The 18,813-nt window shown below is 38.0% G+C and carries 14 protein-coding genes; 12 read left to right on the top strand and 2 right to left on the bottom strand.

Going from position 1 to position 18,813, the window contains the following annotated elements; all coding sequences use genetic code 11:
• On the bottom strand, positions 1 to 1,249 hold a 1,249-nt coding region (locus VZD24_RS08775), incomplete at its 3' end, for an HYR domain-containing protein (RefSeq protein ID WP_342687439.1).
• A 198-nt stretch (positions 1,250 to 1,447) separates the two neighbouring features.
• On the opposite strand from VZD24_RS08775, the gene VZD24_RS08770 reads away from it, so the two are divergent.
• Positions 1,448 to 4,741, top strand: coding sequence for a VCBS repeat-containing protein (locus VZD24_RS08770; protein ID WP_342687438.1), 3,294 nt, complete (start codon positions 1,448 to 1,450; stop codon positions 4,739 to 4,741).
• A gap of 6 nt (positions 4,742 to 4,747) precedes the next feature.
• Here the strand turns inward: VZD24_RS08770 and VZD24_RS08765 are convergent, their stop codons facing one another.
• Positions 4,748 to 5,407 carry a uracil-DNA glycosylase family protein gene (locus VZD24_RS08765; RefSeq protein WP_279447209.1) on the bottom strand — a complete coding sequence of 220 codons (660 nt, stop codon included), beginning with the start codon at positions 5,405 to 5,407 and terminating at the stop codon, positions 4,748 to 4,750.
• 216 nt (positions 5,408 to 5,623) lie between these two features.
• Here VZD24_RS08765 and VZD24_RS08760 point away from each other — a divergent pair, with 216 nt between their 5' ends.
• The 11 genes from VZD24_RS08760 (at position 5,624) to VZD24_RS08710 (ending at position 18,682) form a co-directional block, all read left to right on the top strand.
• Positions 5,624 to 7,492, top strand: coding sequence for an ABC-F family ATP-binding cassette domain-containing protein (locus VZD24_RS08760; protein ID WP_279447208.1), 1,869 nt, complete (start codon positions 5,624 to 5,626; stop codon positions 7,490 to 7,492).
• Positions 7,493 to 7,517: 25 nt separating this feature from the next.
• Positions 7,518 to 8,294, top strand: coding sequence for an O-methyltransferase (locus tag VZD24_RS08755; RefSeq protein WP_279447207.1), 777 nt, complete (start codon positions 7,518 to 7,520; stop codon positions 8,292 to 8,294).
• A 131-nt stretch (positions 8,295 to 8,425) separates the two neighbouring features.
• Positions 8,426 to 9,130 (top strand): ABC transporter ATP-binding protein, encoded by a 705-nt coding sequence (locus VZD24_RS08750; protein WP_342687437.1) that lies wholly within the window; start codon positions 8,426 to 8,428, stop codon positions 9,128 to 9,130.
• A gap of 56 nt (positions 9,131 to 9,186) precedes the next feature.
• The gene (locus tag VZD24_RS08745; protein ID WP_342687436.1) at positions 9,187 to 9,363 is read left to right on the top strand and encodes a hypothetical protein; all 177 of its coding nucleotides are present in this window, start codon (positions 9,187 to 9,189) and stop codon (positions 9,361 to 9,363) included.
• A gap of 206 nt (positions 9,364 to 9,569) precedes the next feature.
• Positions 9,570 to 10,142 (top strand): cob(I)yrinic acid a,c-diamide adenosyltransferase, encoded by a 573-nt coding sequence (locus VZD24_RS08740; protein ID WP_279447204.1) that lies wholly within the window; start codon positions 9,570 to 9,572, stop codon positions 10,140 to 10,142.
• 205 nt (positions 10,143 to 10,347) lie between these two features.
• Positions 10,348 to 10,569, top strand: a complete 222-nt coding sequence (locus VZD24_RS08735; protein ID WP_014782927.1) for a DUF2795 domain-containing protein — start codon at positions 10,348 to 10,350, stop codon at positions 10,567 to 10,569.
• A 291-nt stretch (positions 10,570 to 10,860) separates the two neighbouring features.
• Positions 10,861 to 14,220: a preprotein translocase subunit SecA gene (secA, locus tag VZD24_RS08730; RefSeq protein WP_342687435.1), complete on the top strand. Its 3,360-nt coding sequence runs from the start codon at positions 10,861 to 10,863 to the stop codon at positions 14,218 to 14,220.
• 142 nt (positions 14,221 to 14,362) lie between these two features.
• Positions 14,363 to 14,839: a DUF4199 domain-containing protein gene (locus tag VZD24_RS08725; RefSeq protein WP_279447202.1), complete on the top strand. Its 477-nt coding sequence runs from the start codon at positions 14,363 to 14,365 to the stop codon at positions 14,837 to 14,839.
• Positions 14,840 to 14,998: 159 nt separating this feature from the next.
• Positions 14,999 to 15,652 (top strand): DUF1579 domain-containing protein, encoded by a 654-nt coding sequence (locus tag VZD24_RS08720; protein WP_279447201.1) that lies wholly within the window; start codon positions 14,999 to 15,001, stop codon positions 15,650 to 15,652.
• Between the two features lie 386 nt (positions 15,653 to 16,038).
• On the top strand, positions 16,039 to 17,568 hold the full coding sequence (locus VZD24_RS08715; protein ID WP_342687434.1) for a helix-turn-helix domain-containing protein: 1,530 nt from the start codon (positions 16,039 to 16,041) through the stop codon (positions 17,566 to 17,568).
• Positions 17,552 to 18,682 carry a tetratricopeptide repeat protein gene (locus VZD24_RS08710; protein WP_279447199.1) on the top strand — a complete coding sequence of 377 codons (1,131 nt, stop codon included), beginning with the start codon at positions 17,552 to 17,554 and terminating at the stop codon, positions 18,680 to 18,682. Before VZD24_RS08715 ends, VZD24_RS08710 begins: the two co-directional genes overlap by 17 nt.
• The last annotated feature ends 131 nt before the right edge of the window (positions 18,683 to 18,813 follow it).

Raw genomic sequence — 18,813 nt, 5'->3', positions numbered from 1 at the left:
CATCGGTAACGGTCATCGTTACGGTATTTGCGCCAACCATTGAACAGTCAAACGAAGATACGTCTAATGTCATAGCTGTTATGGCGCAGTTATCGGTAGATCCGTTATCTAGATCGGCAGGGGTAATTGTTGCCATACCGGTTGTTGGGTCAAGGTCTATTGTAATATCCTGGCAAACTGCCACAGGATCTTCATCGTCAAGTACAGTAACCATAAAATCGCAAGTTTCAGTATTGCCATCGCTATCGGTAACCGAAAGTGTAACCATAGTATCACCTACTGGAAAAACACTTCCGCTTGCAGGTGTAGCAACAATATCGCCAGAGATGTTGCCATCTTCATCGTCAAATGCAACACCCGCAAAGTTTACTACAGCGCCACAGGTTCCAGGGTCATTGTTAGCCGTAATGTTTGCAGGACACACTATGGTTGGTGGATTACCTGTAGATAATACTGGAAAACCAGAGATATTTAATTCAAAATCACCTGCATTAGAACTAAAACCGTGCACCAATACATAATACCTAGATGAACCATCGGTATTAAATGTTACTTCACTACGGAAAGAACCACTTGGGCAAGCTGGAGTCATATCGTCATTAGCAGTTTCACAAATTAAAGTGCCACAAGTGCCAGAATATACAGAAAGTCTGGTATCATAACCTACAGCAGAACACGTGTTAATGGTAACAGCTGAACCAGAACCACTAACATCGTCAAAGTAATACCATACGCCAGGAGCTGTAACAGATACACTATTACAAGTTCCAGGAGAATCTACAGTAGCAAGAAGCGTTGTTCCCGCCACAGTTCCATCGCCCGTTATTTCGAATGCACCTGAGCAAAGATCATTTGCCGGTGGCGGTGGAGGTGTTAGGTTTTGTAAAGTAGCGTTGAGGCAGGTTGAAGCCGTACCACAACTTGGTGCCGGGCTAGAATGCAAGTGGATTCTAATAGAGGTAACCGACATTGCATTAACCACTACAGGAGATACTCCGAAACCAAGTACATTGTTGGTTAAATCGGTAATGGTTAAATACCCGTTAGTGGAAGTAAATTCATAATTACTACCAATAATAAGTCCGTTTACTCGAGTGTATTCCCCCCCGAAATTACAGGTGGTAATACTCTGGACGCTTCCATCGTTATTGGCCGTTTTAGTAAGATACTGCGAAGTACCAATACATTGACTAAATACACTCCCAACCGTAAAAAATAACAGTAAGAGCGTGAGGGTAATTTTCTTCATAAATTGATTGTTTTAAATTAATAAATATTCATACTATTTAGTTAATAAGTCGTTAAAAATAGCATTATTTATGATAGAAGACAAATTATTCCCAAAACTAAAATTCACTATATTTAAAGATTCATTTTACAAACCAAGAAACAATTTTTTTATGCACTCCTTAAGCAATTGTCTATAAGCGAGTTAATTTATTTTATTATGAAAACACTTTTTGCTATTCTTTTTTTAGCTACTGTTTTATTTTCCTGTTCCCAACATCAAAAAAAGACAGAAAACGCAAAATATACCGACAATGCTAGTACTCTATACTCAAAAGTTTCTTCTAAAAGTTCCCAATTAAAATTTAAAAATGTAATAAAGCAAGATTTAGATTTTAACTTTTTAAATTACCCTTATATATATGCTGGAGCTGGAGTTGCCGTTGGCGATATTGATAATGATGGACTTCAAGACATCTATCTGGTTTCTAATTTTGGCCCCAATAAACTCTATAAGAATAAGGGCAGCCTTAATTTTGAAGATATAACAACTTCTTCAAAAACCGAAGATTACAAAGGGTTTTCAACGGGCGTTACCATGTTAGATATAAATAATGATGGATGGCTGGATATATACGTTTCAAAAGCTGGTTCATTAAAAGACGACGCCGCCAGACGAAACCTTTTATTCGTAAACCTACAAAACGGCACTTTCAAGGAAGAAGCAAAAAAATGGGGCTTAGACGACCCCGGCTATACAACTCAAATTTACCAGTTAGACTATGACAAAGATGGAGACCTAGATATATACGTTGTAAACTATCGATACGACTTTAAAAACAACATCAAAATAAGTGGCGAAATTCAACGAAATATCGAAGAAATTACCAGCGATCAACTCTATCGAAATGACGGCACAATTTTTACCAAAGTAACTGGAGAAGCAGGATTATACAACAAAACCTGGGGGCTTGCTAGCGCTATTGGAGATTTTAATAATGATGGGTGGGACGATATTTATGTTTCAAATGATTTTCTTGAACCAGATGCTATGTACATCAATCAAAAAGATGGCACCTTTAAAAACGAAATTAATAGTCGCATTAACCACATATCTTTTAATAGTATGGGCTCTGATTATGCCGACCTCAATAATGACCTCTACCCAGATTTAATAACCTTAGATATGTTGGCAGAAAATTATGCCAGAGGCAAACAAAACATGGCTTCTATGAGCACTTCCAATTTTTTAAAAATGGTAGAAGTGGGGTATCACCATGCCTATATGGCAAACCTATTGCATTACAATAACGGCAATGGTAAGTTTCAAGAAACTGCACAGTTTAGCGGCATTGTAAAAACAGATTGGAGCTGGGCTCCACTTATTGCAGATTTTGATAACGATGGGCTGAAAGATATTTTTGTCTCCAATGGAGTTTATAAAGATTACGCCAACCAAGATTTCAGGAGTGCTTTAAAAGAAAAAAATGCCAATGGAGAGGCCATGACTATCGAAGCCGTTACGAATATGTTGCCCTACCAAAAGCTAGACAATTATATTTTTAAAAATAATGGCGACCTCACTTTTACTAAAACAATTAAAGAATGGGGGCTGGAAGACCCAACTTTCTCCAACGGTGCCGTTTATGCCGACCTTGACAACGATGGCGATTTAGACCTTATTGTAAACAACATAGATGACGAAGTGGGCATATACCGAAACAATGCCAACACTAATTACTTACAAGTAAAACTTAAAGGCCCAAGCAAGAATTCATTAGGAATTGGCGCAAAAGTTTATGTGAAAAAAGGCGACACCATTCAATTACAGCAATTATATCTTACCCGTGGGTATCAATCGTCAGTTTCGGATGTGCTACATTTTGGGCTCGGAAAAAACGAACAAATTGATGAAGTGATAGTACAATGGCCCGATGGTAAAATATCAAAACTGAACAATATATCCAGCAACCAAATGCTCAATATAGATTATAACACGGCAATTGTAGGCACGGTGACGTATAAAAGTCCGGTGTCAAAAAAAATTAGTTTAGATCCTACAAGTATCGGGATTGATTACGAGCAGAAAGAGAATGATTTTGACGATTTTTCGCTTCAACTCCTCATCCCGCAAAAGCAATCAACCAAAGGTAGTGGCCTTGCCGTGGCCGACGTTAATAATGATGGTTTAGACGATTTCTTTGTAGGAAATGCCGCGGGAGCCGAAGCCGCCATGTACATTCAAAAACCCGACGGCAGCTTCACAAAAACAAACGAAGCGCTATGGAAAAACAACGCAAAATTTGAAGATGCAAACGCCCTCTTTTTTGATGCCGATGCCGATGGTGACTTAGACCTCTACCTTGCAAGCGCTGGCTACGAGCTCGATGAAAACAGTCCGCTTTTACAGGACAGACTTTTTATAAATGACGGCAACGGAAATTTCACTTATAAAAAAGAAGCTTTGCCCGCAATGTTAGTGTCCAGCAAAAGTGTTGTTGCTGCAGATTACGATGGCGATGGCGACCTGGATTTGTTTGTTGGTGGAAATGTTGTTCCCAGAAAATATCCGCTTTCCCCACGCTCCTATCTTCTTAAAAACGAAAATGGAATTTTTAAAGATGCCACCAAAGAAAACCCTTCACTTAAAGAAATAGGGATGATTTCTGAAGCAATTTTTACCGATTATGACAACGATAATGACTTAGACTTGTTGATCACTGGCGAGTGGATGGCGCCAACCATTTTCACTAACAATAATGGAAATTTCACCAAAAATGAAAACATTGCAGGCTTTGAAAATACCGAAGGATGGTGGTTTACCGTAACTGCCGCAGATTTTGACGGCGACGGCGATGAAGATTATGTTTTTGGCAATATTGGCGGTAATAATAAATTTCACCCTTCCGCAGAAAAACCCCTGTTTATTTACGCAAAAGACTTTGATAACAACGGTAGTTTTGACGTCGCTATGAGTAAAATTAACGACGGAAGAATAGTACCTGTTCGCGGAAAAGAATGCAGCAGCCAGCAAAATCCATTTCTGCTCGATAAAATAAAAAGCTTCAAGGAATTTTCTACGCTAGATATGGTAGGTATTTACGGCAAAGAACAGCTTAAAGAAGCTTTTAAATTAACCAGCCACAATTTTGAAAGCATGTACGCAGAAAATCTTGGCGGCGGAAAATTTCAAGTAAAAAAACTGCCAAACGAAGCCCAGCTAGGCCCAACGCTTTCCTTTATTTCGCGCGATTTTAATAACGATGGCAACCTAGATATAATGGGCGTTGGCGCTATTTATGACGCCGAAGTGGAAACCATCCGTTACGACAGCAATTACGGCTATGTTTTATTGGGCGATGGAAAAGGCGGTTTTACCTATTCAAAAGAATACGCGCCTTTTATAGACAGCGATTCAAAAAATATGAAAGCCATAAACATCAACGGAAACGAAATGTATGTAGTGGTCAGCAATAACGCACCCCTGCAAATTTTTAATTTCACAGCTCCGTAAATCGTTTTAAAAAAAAGGCCGATACTGCTCTACCCGAAAATCAATTGTTGTTTTCTCAGGAAATTCAGCCTTCATTTTTTTATACGAATCCAAACTACCCACCGCCCTATTTGCAGCGCCCGAAGGCGCAATTAACGAAACGGTTTTTATAATTCTACCGTCTTTAGGAAGTTGAAATTGGTGAATTCTCGGTACTTTGTTTGAAACCACTTTTAAAGAAATATTATACGCCTTCAAACTTCTTCGAAAGAAATATTCCGGACCATTTTTACTGTTGCCTCCTGTAAAAAGAAGCGTATCAATTTTAGGGTTTTGCTGAAGAACGGCAACCAAATCACGTAGCTCTACATCCAACATTCCTATGTCTGAAGCATCTACTTTTTCACGTTTTGCCGAAGCTACCATATCGCAAATGCCTATGCCTCTTTTAATAAGAAAATGCTCCCGTTGCGCAATGGCTTCGGCAGTAGTTTCAAATTTCAGATTTAAATTGAAAATTTTATCGAGAATTGTCCATAATTGTCCGTCTCTACTTCCGTAGCAAAAATCTACATCGCCTTCTTTTAAATTACCTGTGGTAAAACGAGGGGGCGGCAAGGTACCCACAATTAATTTGGTAGCTGTCTTTGGAATATACGGCGGGTATGGATGAATGTGATGAAACAAGCGGATCTCTTTTTATATTTATCGCTTTCAGAATTAAATCTACGAAGGTAAACCCTATTACTGGAAAGTACAATTTTGGTATAATAGGCGTGAAAATACAGAAATTCATTAAATTGAAGTGGTTTTGCACACCACATAGTTGTTTGGCACTCTTCCGAGGTTTCTAAATGTACAAATGCTCTAACATATTCACTACATTTGCGGAAAATACAAATTGTGAATTACCTTTCAGTAGAAAACATATCTAAATCCTTCGGGATGAAACCTTTGTTTCAAAATATTTCCTTCGGAATAAATGAAGGACAAAAAATAGGTTTTGTAGCCAAAAACGGTACGGGAAAAACATCCTTACTCAATATAATTGCGGGAAACGACACCGCCGACTCCGGCAATGTTGTGAGCCGAAAAGGCTTAAAAATTGCTTATTTACCGCAGGAACCCGATTTAGACCCCGCACAAACGGTAGAACAAACTATCTTTTCTTCAGACAACCCCATTCTTAAAATTATTGAGAATTACGAGCGGGCCATTGAAAATCCGGAGGATTCCGAAGCATACCAAAAAGCCTTTGACGCCATGGAAGCGCATCACGCTTGGGATTTTGAAACGCGGTACAAACAGATTCTTTTCAAACTTAAAATGGAAGACTTGCACGCGAAAGTTTCAACACTTAGCGGTGGACAAAAAAAACGGTTGGCTTTGGCAAATGCCCTATTAACTACGCCAGATTTGTTAATAATGGATGAGCCTACCAACCATTTAGATTTAGAAATGATTGAATGGCTGGAAAATCTTTTTGCGAAAGAAAATTTCACCTTGTTTATGGTTACACACGACCGTTACTTTTTGGAACGCGTCTGCAACGAAATTGTAGAATTAGACGAGGGAACGCTTTACAGTTACAAGGGAAATTACAGTTACTACCTGGAAAAGCGTGAGGCCCGCATTGAAAACGAAGCGACCGAAACCGGCAAGGCAAAGCAACTTTTTAAAAAAGAATTGGACTGGATGCGCCGCCAACCCAAAGCTAGAACCACAAAAAGCAAAAGCCGAATAGACGATTTTCACGAAATAAAAGAACGCGCCAACAAACGCCGAAACGACCATCAAGTACAATTGGAACTAAATATGGAGCGAATGGGCACCAAAGTGGTGGAGTTGCATAAAATTTCGAAATCATTTGGCGACAAACAGATGCTCGATAAATTTGAATATAATTTTAATCGTGGCGAACGCGTAGGAATTATCGGGAAAAACGGAACAGGAAAATCTACATTTCTAAATATTTTAACTGGTGCCTTAAAACCAGATTCTGGGAAAGTTATTATTGGCGAAACCGTAAAATTTGGTTACTACACCCAAGCAGGACTAAATATTAAGGATGGCCAAAAAGTTATAGATGTTATAAAGGAATACGGCGAATATATTCCGCTAAAAAAAGGAAGGATAATATCGGCATCGCAACTGTTGGAACGTTTTCTTTTCGACCCCAAAAAGCAATACGACTTTGTAGAAAAGCTTAGCGGCGGAGAACGAAAACGACTTTATTTATGTACGGTTTTAATTAAAAACCCTAACTTTTTAATTCTCGATGAGCCCACAAACGATTTAGATATTGTAACGTTAAATGTGTTGGAAAGTTTCCTGTTAGACTTTCCCGGCTGTCTGTTAGTAGTGAGCCACGACCGCTATTTTATGGATAAAATTGTAGATCATTTGTTTGTATTTAGAGGCAATGCAGAAATAGAAGATTTTCCCGGAAACTATTCAGATTTTAGGGCGTATGAAGACAGTAATATTCAAGAAAAACGCGAGGCGAGCGAAAGCGCACCCAAAGTTAAAAAAGATTGGAAACAAGACGCCAGTCCGGTAAAGCTAACCTATAACGAACAAAAGGAATACAATAAACTGGAAAAGGAAATAGCAAATCTTGAAAAAAATCGCGAAGAACTGCAAAACAAGTTCGCAACCGAAAACTGGGACGGCCCCGAAATTGACAAGCAATCTATAAAACTTCAGGAAATTATAGATACCATTGAAGCAAAGGAAGAGCGTTGGTTTGAGCTTTCGGCAAAGATGGAATAATTCTGAATTAAAAAAATTCAAAATTATGATACATCAATCAAAAAGTTATATAAAATTTATTCGGCTCTCCAAGAATAAGCATGGCGTACATTCGCCGTTTGTATTCGATTTGGTGACGCAGTGTTTTAACGATAAAGCGAAATACCCTGAATACGAAATTTTAAAAAAACACCGCCAAGCCCTGAGGCAAGATACCACGAAGGTAGAAATGAAGGATTTTGGCCAAGGTTCGCGCGTGTTTAAAGGCAATGCCCGAAAGGTTTCGGCAGTAGTTAAAAATGCTGGTATGAAAAAAAAGCGGCAAAAATTACTTTTCCGCTTGGCGAAATATCTTAAAAGTGAAAATATTTTAGAACTTGGAACCTCCTTGGGCCTTGGTACGGTTGCGCTTTCGCTCGCCAATGAATTTGCCGCAATTAATACGGTGGACGGTTGCCCAAATACCCTTGGGAAAGCGCAGCAATATTTTGAAAAATTTAATCTGCACAATATTCAGATTAACGAGATGTTGTTTAAAGATTTTCTTTTTGAAAATAAAATGGTTAAATACGATTTAGTATTTATTGACGGCGACCATAACGGAGAGCGTACTTTGCAGTATTTCAATTCGCTTTTAAACAATGTTCACAACGACTCTCTTATAATTTTTGACGATATTTATTGGAGCAAAGAGATGACGGCTGCATGGCAACAAATTATTGCAAATACAAAAGTTACAGTAAGTATCGATACCTTTCAATGGGGTTTGGTATTTTTTAGGAAGGAACAGCCTAAACAACATTTTATAATTCGCATTAAGTAGTATTTATAGGCAAAACAATTCTTTCACTTTAAAACAAAGGCTTTAAATTTAATTTGTAACAACCCATGTATCTTTGCGTCTTACAAGCACTATTAATTTAAAAAATTTCTTTTTTGGAAATTTAGAGGACTATGAGTTTATTGATTAAAATTAGAAAAATAACCCGTGATTTTCCACTAGGAAATGAAGTGGTAAAAGTTTTAAAAGGAATAGACCTCGATATTAATCGCGGCGAATACGTAGCATTAATGGGGCCATCTGGCTCGGGAAAATCTACATTAATGAATCTTTTGGGTTGTTTAGACACGCCTACTTCTGGCAGCTACGAGCTAAATGGCAAGGATGTGAGCAATATGACCGATGACGAATTGGCTGAAATAAGAAATAAGGAAATAGGCTTCGTTTTTCAAACGTTTAATTTACTGCCCCGAACCACAGCGCTCGAAAATGTGGCTTTGCCAATGATCTATGCAGGCGCCTCAAAAAGCGAACGCACCGCACGTGCCAAACAAGTATTAACAGATGTGGGACTGGCAGATAGGATGGACCACAAGCCAAACCAACTTTCCGGCGGACAACGGCAACGTGTGGCTGTTGGCAGAGCCTTAGTAAATAAACCATCTATTATTTTGGCCGATGAGCCAACAGGCAATTTAGATTCAAAAACTTCGGATGAAATAATGAATCTATTTAATGAAATTCACCAAGCGGGCAATACGGTAATTCTTGTAACCCACGAAGAAGAAATTGCCGAGAATGCCCACAGAATAATTAGGCTTCGCGACGGAATGGTAGAGAGCGACACGAAAAAGGAAGTATTAGTTGGTAAGTCCTGAGTTGAAAAATATTCTTTTAATTTCGCCCTTCCCGTTTCAAACTTTATCTTTGAAGTATGAATTTTGATCTTTCAAACCCCATCGTTTTAATCATTGGCGGAATCCTGCTACTTGCCATTCTCTATTTTTGGAACAAACGCAACGCTTCAAACCAAAAGGCGCGTCGCAACAGAAATTTCCGAAGCAGTTACTACGAGCGGAAAAAGGAACGGGAAAAAGAAAGTGGGCGGTAGGCAATTGCACTACACAGGCGTATTGATACTCGTTGTTCCTATTGGCATAATTGTAAAAGTCCTACACCTTAGCCTATCCGAAGTACTTGAAAATATGTAACAATTTAAGAAATAATTTTCTTCACTTTAACCCGATTAATAAATAATTTTTTAGTCCATCCATTAATTGTGTTATTTGTAAATTTGTCTAAAACCTCATACCTAAAATGAAAATATACACCAAAACCGGCGATGCAGGCACTACTGCCCTTTTCGGCGGCACACGGGTTCCTAAGCACAACATCCGTATTGAAAGTTACGGCACTGTTGACGAACTTAATGCCAACCTCGGGATGATACGCAGCCACGCCATAGACGATCATAGTAAAAAAATAGTAATACAAATTCAGAATATACTTTTTACCATAGGTTCTACCTTGGCGACAGACCCCAACAAGGCCATTCTAAAAAGTGGAAAGGAACGCCTCAATATTCCAAAAGTTGAGGAGGAAGACATTTTACTTCTGGAAACAGAAATGGATGCTATGAACGAGGCCTTGCCAGAGATAACCCATTTTGTGCTTCCCGGAGGAAATCCGGTTGTGTCATCTTGTCACATTGCCCGTACCGTATGTCGTCGTGCCGAACGCCGGATTACCCTTTTAAATGAAAAGGAACCAGTAAACGAACTAGTTATAAAATATTTAAACAGACTATCTGACTACCTATTTGTGCTGGCACGAAAGTTGTCTAAAGACACAAACGCAGAAGAAACGCAATGGATTCCAAAGAAATTGTAAGTTATTAATTATCTGTTACTAATATTAGTTAGATTTAAGTAAAACACGAGTTTTTAAAAAATAACTTATAAACAAGCTGTTTTGCAACTAACTGACTATCAGCTAACAAAAAACGTTCTTTAAAATATAGCAGAAATAATTGAGATTTTACTTGACTTTTTGATCTAAAAAATTACTTTTGCAGAAAATTAAAACCTAAAGTGCTATGTACTGGACATTAGAATTAGCATCCTATTTAAGCGATGCACCCTGGCCCGCAACCAAAGACGAATTGATTGATTACGCGATCAGGACCGGTGCTCCACTAGAAGTAGTGGAAAACCTTCAGGCAATTGAAGACGAGGGCGACTCTTATGACTCTATTGAAGAGATCTGGGCAGACTACCCCACAGACGACGATTATCTTTGGAACGAGGATGAATATTAATCCCAAGGTTTTGGGAAACATTTAAAAATAATACAAAAAGTCTCTTTTATGAGGCTTTTTTTTATTTAAAATGTATTGAAAAATTAAACGGCGAATACACCAATTAAACGGTTAATCACAAATGTATTCACGGAAATAAATTATAAAGTGAGTTTTTCAAAAAAATTGAAAAATTCAAAAAAAACCAAGAATTTACGAAAAATTGGCTATTAACATTCGTGTATTCGTGGTAAAAATAAATAGAATTGACAAATTGGTGCTGCGCTGCAACACATCAAAATAAAACACATCATGGGAATATTAGATAATGTATTAAAAGTTTTTGTTGGCGATAAATCAAAAAAAGATATTGGCCAAATACAGCCGCTGGTGAACGAAGTAAAAAAGTTTGAATCTACAATTGAAAAACTTTCCCACGATGAACTGCGAGCCAAATCAGATTACTTCAGAAAAGAAATAAAAGACGCTCAAAAAGAAATTCAAGACCAGATTGATGCCCTGGAAAAACAATCTGAAACCGAGCAGGATATCAATAAAAAAGAAGAATTCTACAATCAAATAGACAAACTTAAGGACGATCGCTACGAAATTGAAAAAGTAACACTTAACAAAATACTTCCCGAAGCTTTTGCAGTAATGAAAGAAACTGCCAAACGCTTTAAAAACAACGAAACAATTACCGTAACGGCCAGCCCATTTGACCGTGAAATTTCTGCAGATAAAGACTATGTAACCCTAGAAGACGATAAAGCCATTTGGAAAAACTCTTGGGATGCCGCAGGAAAGCCCATTACTTGGGATATGGTACATTACGACGTTCAGCTAATTGGAGGGGTTGCTCTTCACGAAGGAAAAGTAGCCGAGATGCAAACGGGTGAAGGTAAAACCTTGGTAGCTACCCTGCCAATGTACCTAAATGCCCTCGCCGGAAACGGGGTACACCTGGTAACGGTAAACGATTATCTTGCAAAACGTGATAGTGCATGGATGGCACCTTTATTTGAGTTTCACGGAATGACAGTAGATTGTATAGACAATCACCGCCCCAATTCGGCAGCGCGAAGAAAAGCATACCTTTCCGACATTACTTATGGAACCAATAACGAATTTGGTTTTGATTATCTGCGCGATAATATGGCCCATTCGCCGGACGATCTTGTTCAGCGACCACACCACTACGCTATTGTAGATGAGGTAGATTCGGTTTTAATTGATGACGCACGTACACCGCTAATTATTTCGGGCCCCGTGCCTGAAGGCGATCGCCACGAGTTTAACGAATTGAAGCCTAAAATAAACGCTATTGTTGAGGTTCAAAAAAAATATCTAACCGGCGTTTTAGCCGAAGCCAAAAAACTAATTAAAGAAGGCGATCATAAAGAAGGTGGTTTTCAATTGCTTCGTGTTTTCCGCGGTTTGCCGAAAAATAAGGCTCTTATAAAATACCTTTCGGAAGAAGGTGTAAAGCAAATTCTTCAAAAAACCGAAAATCATTACATGAGCGACAACAACCGCGAAATGCCAAAAGTTGACGCCGAACTTTATTTTGTAATAGACGAAAAAAACAACCAAATAGATCTTACCGATAAAGGAATTGACTATCTCTCAGGCGAAGGCGATCCAGATTTCTTTATTATGCCAGAAATTGGAAGTGAAATTGCAAAAATTGAAAGCAAGGAACTTTCAACAGAAGAGGAAGTTGCAGAAAAAGAAGAACTTTTTCGCGATTTTTCTGTGAAAAGTGAGCGTATCCACACAATGAACCAACTTTTAAAAGCCTATACGCTTTTTGAAAAAGACGATCAATATGTGGTGATGGAGAACAAGGTAATGATCGTGGATGAGCAAACGGGTCGTATTATGGATGGCCGCCGCTACAGTGACGGTCTTCATCAAGCAATTGAAGCAAAAGAGGATGTGAAAATTGAAGCCATGACGCAGACCTTCGCTACAATTACACTTCAAAATTACTTTAGAATGTACCGCAAACTCTCAGGGATGACGGGTACTGCAGTAACAGAGGCTGGCGAGCTTTGGGAAATCTACAAACTAGATGTAGTTGAAATTCCTACTAACCGCCCCATTGCGCGATTTGACCGAGAAGATAAAATCTACAAAACAAAAAGAGAAAAATATAACGCCGTTGGCGAAGAGGTGGTAGCACTTTCAAAAGCGGGAAGACCTGTTTTAATTGGTACCACTTCCGTAGAAATTTCAGAATTACTCAGCAGAATGTTGAGTTTGCGAAATATTCCGCACAATGTTTTGAACGCAAAACTCCACAAACGCGAGGCAGATATTGTAGCCGAAGCAGGAAAAAGTGGAATCGTAACCATAGCCACAAACATGGCGGGTCGTGGTACGGATATTAAACTGAGCAAAGAAGTTAAAGATGCAGGCGGACTTGCCATTGTGGGTACCGAGCGCCACGATAGCCGCCGTGTAGACAGGCAGTTGCGCGGTCGTAGTGGTCGTCAGGGCGATCCGGGAAGTTCACAATTTTACGTTTCATTGGAAGACAACTTGATGCGTCTTTTCGGAAGTGAGCGAATTGCCAAAATGATGGACCGTATGGGTCTTAAGGAAGGCGAAGTTATCCAGCACAGCATGATTTCAAAATCTATTGAACGTGCGCAGAAAAAGGTAGAGGAAAATAACTTTGGGATCCGTAAGCGATTATTGGAATATGATGATGTAATGAATGCGCAGCGCGAGGTGGTTTACAAACGCCGTTTCCACGCCCTATTTGGAGACCGTCTTCGTGTAGATATCGCGAATATGATTTTTGATACTGCCGAAGTTGTTGCCGAGAGCAATAAAATGGCGCAGGATTATAAAAACTTTGAATTTGAGTTGATTAGGTTCTTCTCCATGAGCTCCCCTATTTCCGAAAAAGAATTTGAAAAAATGGATGCCCGTGAAATAGCCGGAAAGGTTTATAAAGCCGCTTATGTTCACTATCAGAACAAGATGGCGCGCAATGCTGAAATGGCTTATCCGGTAATTAAGAATGTTTATGAAACCCAAAAAGATAAATACAAAAGAATCCTAGTTCCGTTTACAGATGGTGTAAAAACGTTAAATGTTGCCACCGACCTGGAAAAAGCGTACGAAACCGAAGGAAAACAACTGGTAAATGATTTTGAAAAAAATATCACTTTAGCCATTATTGACGATGCTTGGAAAACCCACCTTCGCAAGATGGACGAGTTAAAACAATCCGTTCAACTTGCGGTTCACGAGCAGAAAGACCCCTTGCTTATTTATAAATTTGAAGCTTTTGAGCTTTTTAAGGCGATGATTGAAAAGGTAAATAAAGACGTTATTTCTTTCCTTTTCAAAGGTGAGCTTCCACAGGAAAACCAGCAGCAAATACAGGAAGCAAGAGAGGTAAAACGAAAAGAAAACTTAAGCGAGCAAAAGGACGAAATACCAAACATGGATGAGCGTGCAGCCCAATCTCGTGCCGCTGGCAATACACAATCACAACACCAACAGGTAACGGAAACCATTGTACGCGAACGTCCAAAAATTAATCGTAATGATAAGGTTACCATTAAGCACGTTATGAGCGGCGAAAACAAAACGATGAAATTTAAACAAGCAATTCCGCTATTAGACAAAGGAGATTGGGTTTTGGTTGATGAATAACCTTAGGACCTAAGATTTTTTAGTTAACACAGTTTTGTAGTTTTAACAAAATTTATAAATCCCGAAGCAAATGCTTCGGGATTTTTTAGATTTAAAAAGGTATCTTTAATGGGTATAAAATTCACCGCAAACTAAATTACATATGCGCAAAATATATATTGAATTTAAATGGGCCTTTATCTTTACAATTGCAATGCTCTGTTGGATGCTGCTCGAAAAAACGCTTGGATGGCACGAAGAGCAGATTGCCGACCATTGGTGGCTTACTATGCTATTTGCTCCTTTCGCTATTTTGCTTTATCTCTTAGAAATGCGCGAAAAAAGAAGACGGGTTTATAACGGAAAATTAACATGGCTACAAGGTTTTATATCGGGGATTATTCTAAGTGTTTTCGTGGCGCTACTTTCGCCCGTGGCGCAATATATAACCCATAATTATATTACGCCCGAATATTTTAATAACGTAATTGAATATTCGGTGACCAATGATTTAATGACCCGAACCAAGGCTAATGATTATTTTAACATAAACAGCTATATGTGGCAATCTGCTATAGGGGCGTTGGGCTTTGGGATTGTTACGGCTGCGGTGGTTGCCATCTTTGTGCGAAAGAAATAAATAAAATTTTTCTTCGGAAATTTTTATCTCGTTAAAAATTCTTCACAATAACTCATTTTAAACTTCTACACAATCCACTAATAATCAAATTAATAAGCGTCATTTTTCCTGCTTTTTTCATAACTTAGCTTTTAAATCAACAACTTAAATTTTAACATTATGAAAAATCTATTTTTAATAGTATCTGTATTTGTACTATGTTTTGCTTCTTGCAAAAATGAAACGAAGGATTCGATGGAAGCTGATAACTCAGTTGAAATAGACAGCGTTGTAACAGAAGAACCCGAAATGCCAGAAATTACAATGGATTCCGTGGCAATGCAAAAAGCTTGGGAAGCTTATATGACGCCTGGGGAACAACACGAAAGAATGGCGGCCGATGTAGGTACGTGGAATGATGAACTCACCTTTTGGATGGGCCCCGATGCGCCGCCCGAAAAAGCAACTGCAACCGAAGAAATTAAAATGATCATGGGCGGTCGCTATCAAGAGGGTACTATTACTGGCGAAATGATGGGAATGCCATTTGTAGGCCGCTCAACCATAGCTTATGATAATGCCAGCAATGAATACATCTCTACTTGGATTGATAATATGGGTACCGGAATTTCGGTAATGCGCGGAAAATACGATGCTCCCAGTAAAACCACAACTTTTACGGGCACGATGATGGATCCGATGACAGGCAAAGAAAAGCAGATGAAACAAGTATATACCTATATAGATGAAAACACCCGGAAATTAGAAATGTTTGAAATTGGCCCAAGTGGCAACGAATTTAAAAATATGGAAATTATGATGACGAAAGCGTAGTACAACAAAATACGTTGGTAGCATATTAAAAACCTTGTTTTTCCTAAAAACAGGTTTTTTTTATTCAAAATCATTGTTGTCCGATAAAAGTAATGACTAACTCTGGAAAACCCCATATTATATGTAGTCCCTACGGGACTAGGAATTGACGGGGCTCTATTTTTTTACCCATATTTAATGCCTAACGGCATACTGCTCCAGCTGGGCAAAATATTGATAATCAAGAGATCGCACCTAAACAAATGTCCCGTAGGGGAAAAACATGATTTTTAATCGGACAATACTGATTCAAAATTAAATTTATTAATTCTGTTGAAAATTTTACTTTATGTATCTTGTGGCATTGATATGATTGAATAATGCGGGCTTTTTTACACTTGTTTTTCTTGCTTTTTTTCACATTGAATGCTATAGGGCAAAACGATGGTGATTACGCAGAAATGTTACTAAATGCCGAAACCATTCTGTACACCCAACCCGATGAATCGATTAAAATAGCAAACCACGTTTTACAAAATTCAGAAAACTCCAATCAACTTTTAAAAGCTTACCTACTCAACACCACTGCCTATTACTTAAAAGGCGCGTTTGAAGATGCAGTAAAAGCGGGTGTTGAAGCAAAAATACTTGCAGAAGCATCTACAAATGTATCTATGCAACTACAGGCTACCATGGCTTCAATTCCTATATTGAACCATCTCGGTTTAGATATCGTGGCCCAGCAATACTATAAAAACACCAAAGTTTTGGCAACGACACTTACTCAAGTAGATTCACTCTATCTTAAAGGTGGCAACGCACTGGTGCAAGCCTACCAAGCATCGGAAAAAGACAAGTGGCAGGAAGCTTTTACGTATTTTGAGCAGGCAAACTCATTTTTTAAAAATATTCCCGATCCAGTTTTGGTTAACGAAACTATTGTTTCAATTGCTGAAATATATCCAAAGCTCTACAGCGTAGATACCGCGCAGGCCCACCTTAACACAATTCTTGAAACTACCGGCGGGCAACAGCCCAACAACTATTTAAAAATGGTAGTTCTAAACAAAATGGGGGAATTGTTTTTTTTAAGGCAAGAGTATGCAAAAGCTATTGAATCGTACCAAACTGCATTGCAAATTGCCAAATTGTTCGAAAATATTACTTACCAATCGCAGATTTCGGAAAATCTTTCATCTGTTTATTTGGCATTAAAAAACACACCACAATTCTATTCCTATAAAAAAAATGTACAACAATTAGATGATGAAGTTGAAACAGCGGAAGAGCAAGCAGTAAACGCCATTTACAATTATGTAAATAAAAACAATACAGCCAAAAGAGACATTTTAAAGTTGAAGTTTACCAAAAACATGCTAATATCATCGGCATTTTTGGCATTGATTATACTTATCTGGCTCCTACTGCGTTTTCGATATCGAAGACGAGCAAAACAGTACAATCGGTTTTTAACCTTTTTTGAAAATAGAAAAAATCCAGTAGAGATTGTTCCGATAAAAGAAGTTTCAAAAGGACTCAACATTCCGCAGGAAACCGAAAATGCGTTGGTTAACAAATTGGCCCAGTTTGAAAAATCGAAACAATTTACCAAACAGGACATGTCGTTGGCGCTATTGGCAGCAAACCTAGATACAAACACTAAATATCTTTCGGAGGTAATAAATTCGCATAAGGGAAAAAATTTCAACAGTTACATTAATGAGCTTCGTATTAATTATATTATAGACAAGTTAAAAAGCAATAGAACGTATCTTCAGTATAAAATTAGTTATTTGGCAGAGGAGAGCGGTTTTTCTTCCCACAGTAGTTTTGCTACCGTTTTTAAAGCAGTTACCGGCATATCGCCAACTGTTTTTATCGATTTATTAAAATCTTCAAAAAAATCTTCAAAACCTGTTTATGAGGAAGTGGAATAAATATAGTGCCATCCTATTTTTTGCAGGAATATTCCTTTTTGCTCAAATAATGCATTCGCAAAAAGATGTGGATAGCATTTTAAAGAGTGCAAATAAACAAATTTATGAAAATCCGGAAGAAGCCATTTTAATTGTTACAAAAGCCCTGGATAACCCACAGATTACCGTTCGGAATAAGATTAACGCACTATTGGTAATTTCTACTGCGTATTCTTCTAAGCGCGATTATGAAAAAGCTTCGGAATATATCGCGGCAATAAACAAACTAATCCCGCAAGTTACCAACGATTTTCAAAAAATGAATATTCTAAATAGAATTGGCGCTCATTATCAAGAGCTTCAGATTTATGACAAAGCTTTGGAATATCTTGATGAATCGCTGATCTTAATCGAAAAATATCCTGTTCAAGATTCCGTCCAAACCTTTTTGGGGTATAACTCAATATTACGGGGGTTTATTTATCGCAAACAGACTAATTGCAACATCGCTCTAAAATATTTTGACGAAGCCATAGCAGCTTATACCACTACTGTTGGACGTAAACCAATTATGCATGCCAACTTGAGTATTTGTTTTTACAACAAGGGCAATTGTTTATTGGAAATTAATGATCTTACACAGGCGAAGATAAGTTTTCTAAAATCTATTGAACATGCCCAAATTGATGATGCCAAAAGTTTGATTGCATTTGGCAAAAAAGGATTGGCCGAAACGGAAGCTTTAAACGGAAATCACAATGAAGCTTTGGCGCTACTAAACGATGCTTTGGCTATTTCCGGCAATGTGGGTGATCTTGTTCTAAACCGAGAAATTTATGAAGGATTGGCAAATAATTATCTCGCCACTGGCAATTGGGAAAAATATACGCTTTATCAAAATAAATATGTGGCGATAAAAAAAGCCAATAAAATTTCGGAAAGAAAAACCATCAATCAATCTCTTCTAAATTTAACCCGTGCAAAAGCGAAAGAAATTGAGAACCTCCGAAAGGATTTTTTACCCATTCAAATTATCTTCATAATTGTAATTGCAGTAGCACTTTTCCTTCTTATCCGTACCATAATTCGTTGGGAAAAGGAGTTGAAAAAGCTAGAAAATGAGTTAAAAAGTTAGTTTTTTCACACTTACTCTACCAATATCCCAATATATTTTTACATCAATTTAAAATATTGACTATCAATATTTTACACGTAATTTGTGCTTTTTAAATTCGTGAATTTTAAAAGATACTTCCTTTTATAATA

It is taken from the genome of Aequorivita flava (assembly GCF_038742595.1).
GTDB lineage: Bacteria > Bacteroidota > Bacteroidia > Flavobacteriales > Flavobacteriaceae > Aequorivita > Aequorivita marisscotiae.
The sequence above is the reverse complement of the archived record's forward strand: the minus strand, read 5'-3'. Positions and strand labels throughout refer to the sequence as shown.

What these genes read in the sequence shown, in the direction of transcription:
- VZD24_RS08750 (WP_342687437.1), top strand. Translation starts at nt 8,426, where the DNA reads ATGAGTTTATTGATTAAAATTAGAAAAATAACCCGTGATTTTCCACTA.
- secA (WP_342687435.1), top strand. Translation starts at nt 10,861, where the DNA reads ATGGGAATATTAGATAATGTATTAAAAGTTTTTGTTGGCGATAAATCA.
- VZD24_RS08755 (WP_279447207.1), top strand. Translation starts at nt 7,518, where the DNA reads ATGATACATCAATCAAAAAGTTATATAAAATTTATTCGGCTCTCCAAG.
- VZD24_RS08735 (WP_014782927.1), top strand. Translation starts at nt 10,348, where the DNA reads ATGTACTGGACATTAGAATTAGCATCCTATTTAAGCGATGCACCCTGG.
- VZD24_RS08720 (WP_279447201.1), top strand. Translation starts at nt 14,999, where the DNA reads ATGAAAAATCTATTTTTAATAGTATCTGTATTTGTACTATGTTTTGCT.
- VZD24_RS08770 (WP_342687438.1), top strand. Translation starts at nt 1,448, where the DNA reads ATGAAAACACTTTTTGCTATTCTTTTTTTAGCTACTGTTTTATTTTCC.
- VZD24_RS08710 (WP_279447199.1), top strand. Translation starts at nt 17,552, where the DNA reads ATGAGGAAGTGGAATAAATATAGTGCCATCCTATTTTTTGCAGGAATA.
- VZD24_RS08740 (WP_279447204.1), top strand. Translation starts at nt 9,570, where the DNA reads ATGAAAATATACACCAAAACCGGCGATGCAGGCACTACTGCCCTTTTC.
- VZD24_RS08725 (WP_279447202.1), top strand. Translation starts at nt 14,363, where the DNA reads ATGCGCAAAATATATATTGAATTTAAATGGGCCTTTATCTTTACAATT.
- VZD24_RS08745 (WP_342687436.1), top strand. Translation starts at nt 9,187, where the DNA reads ATGAATTTTGATCTTTCAAACCCCATCGTTTTAATCATTGGCGGAATC.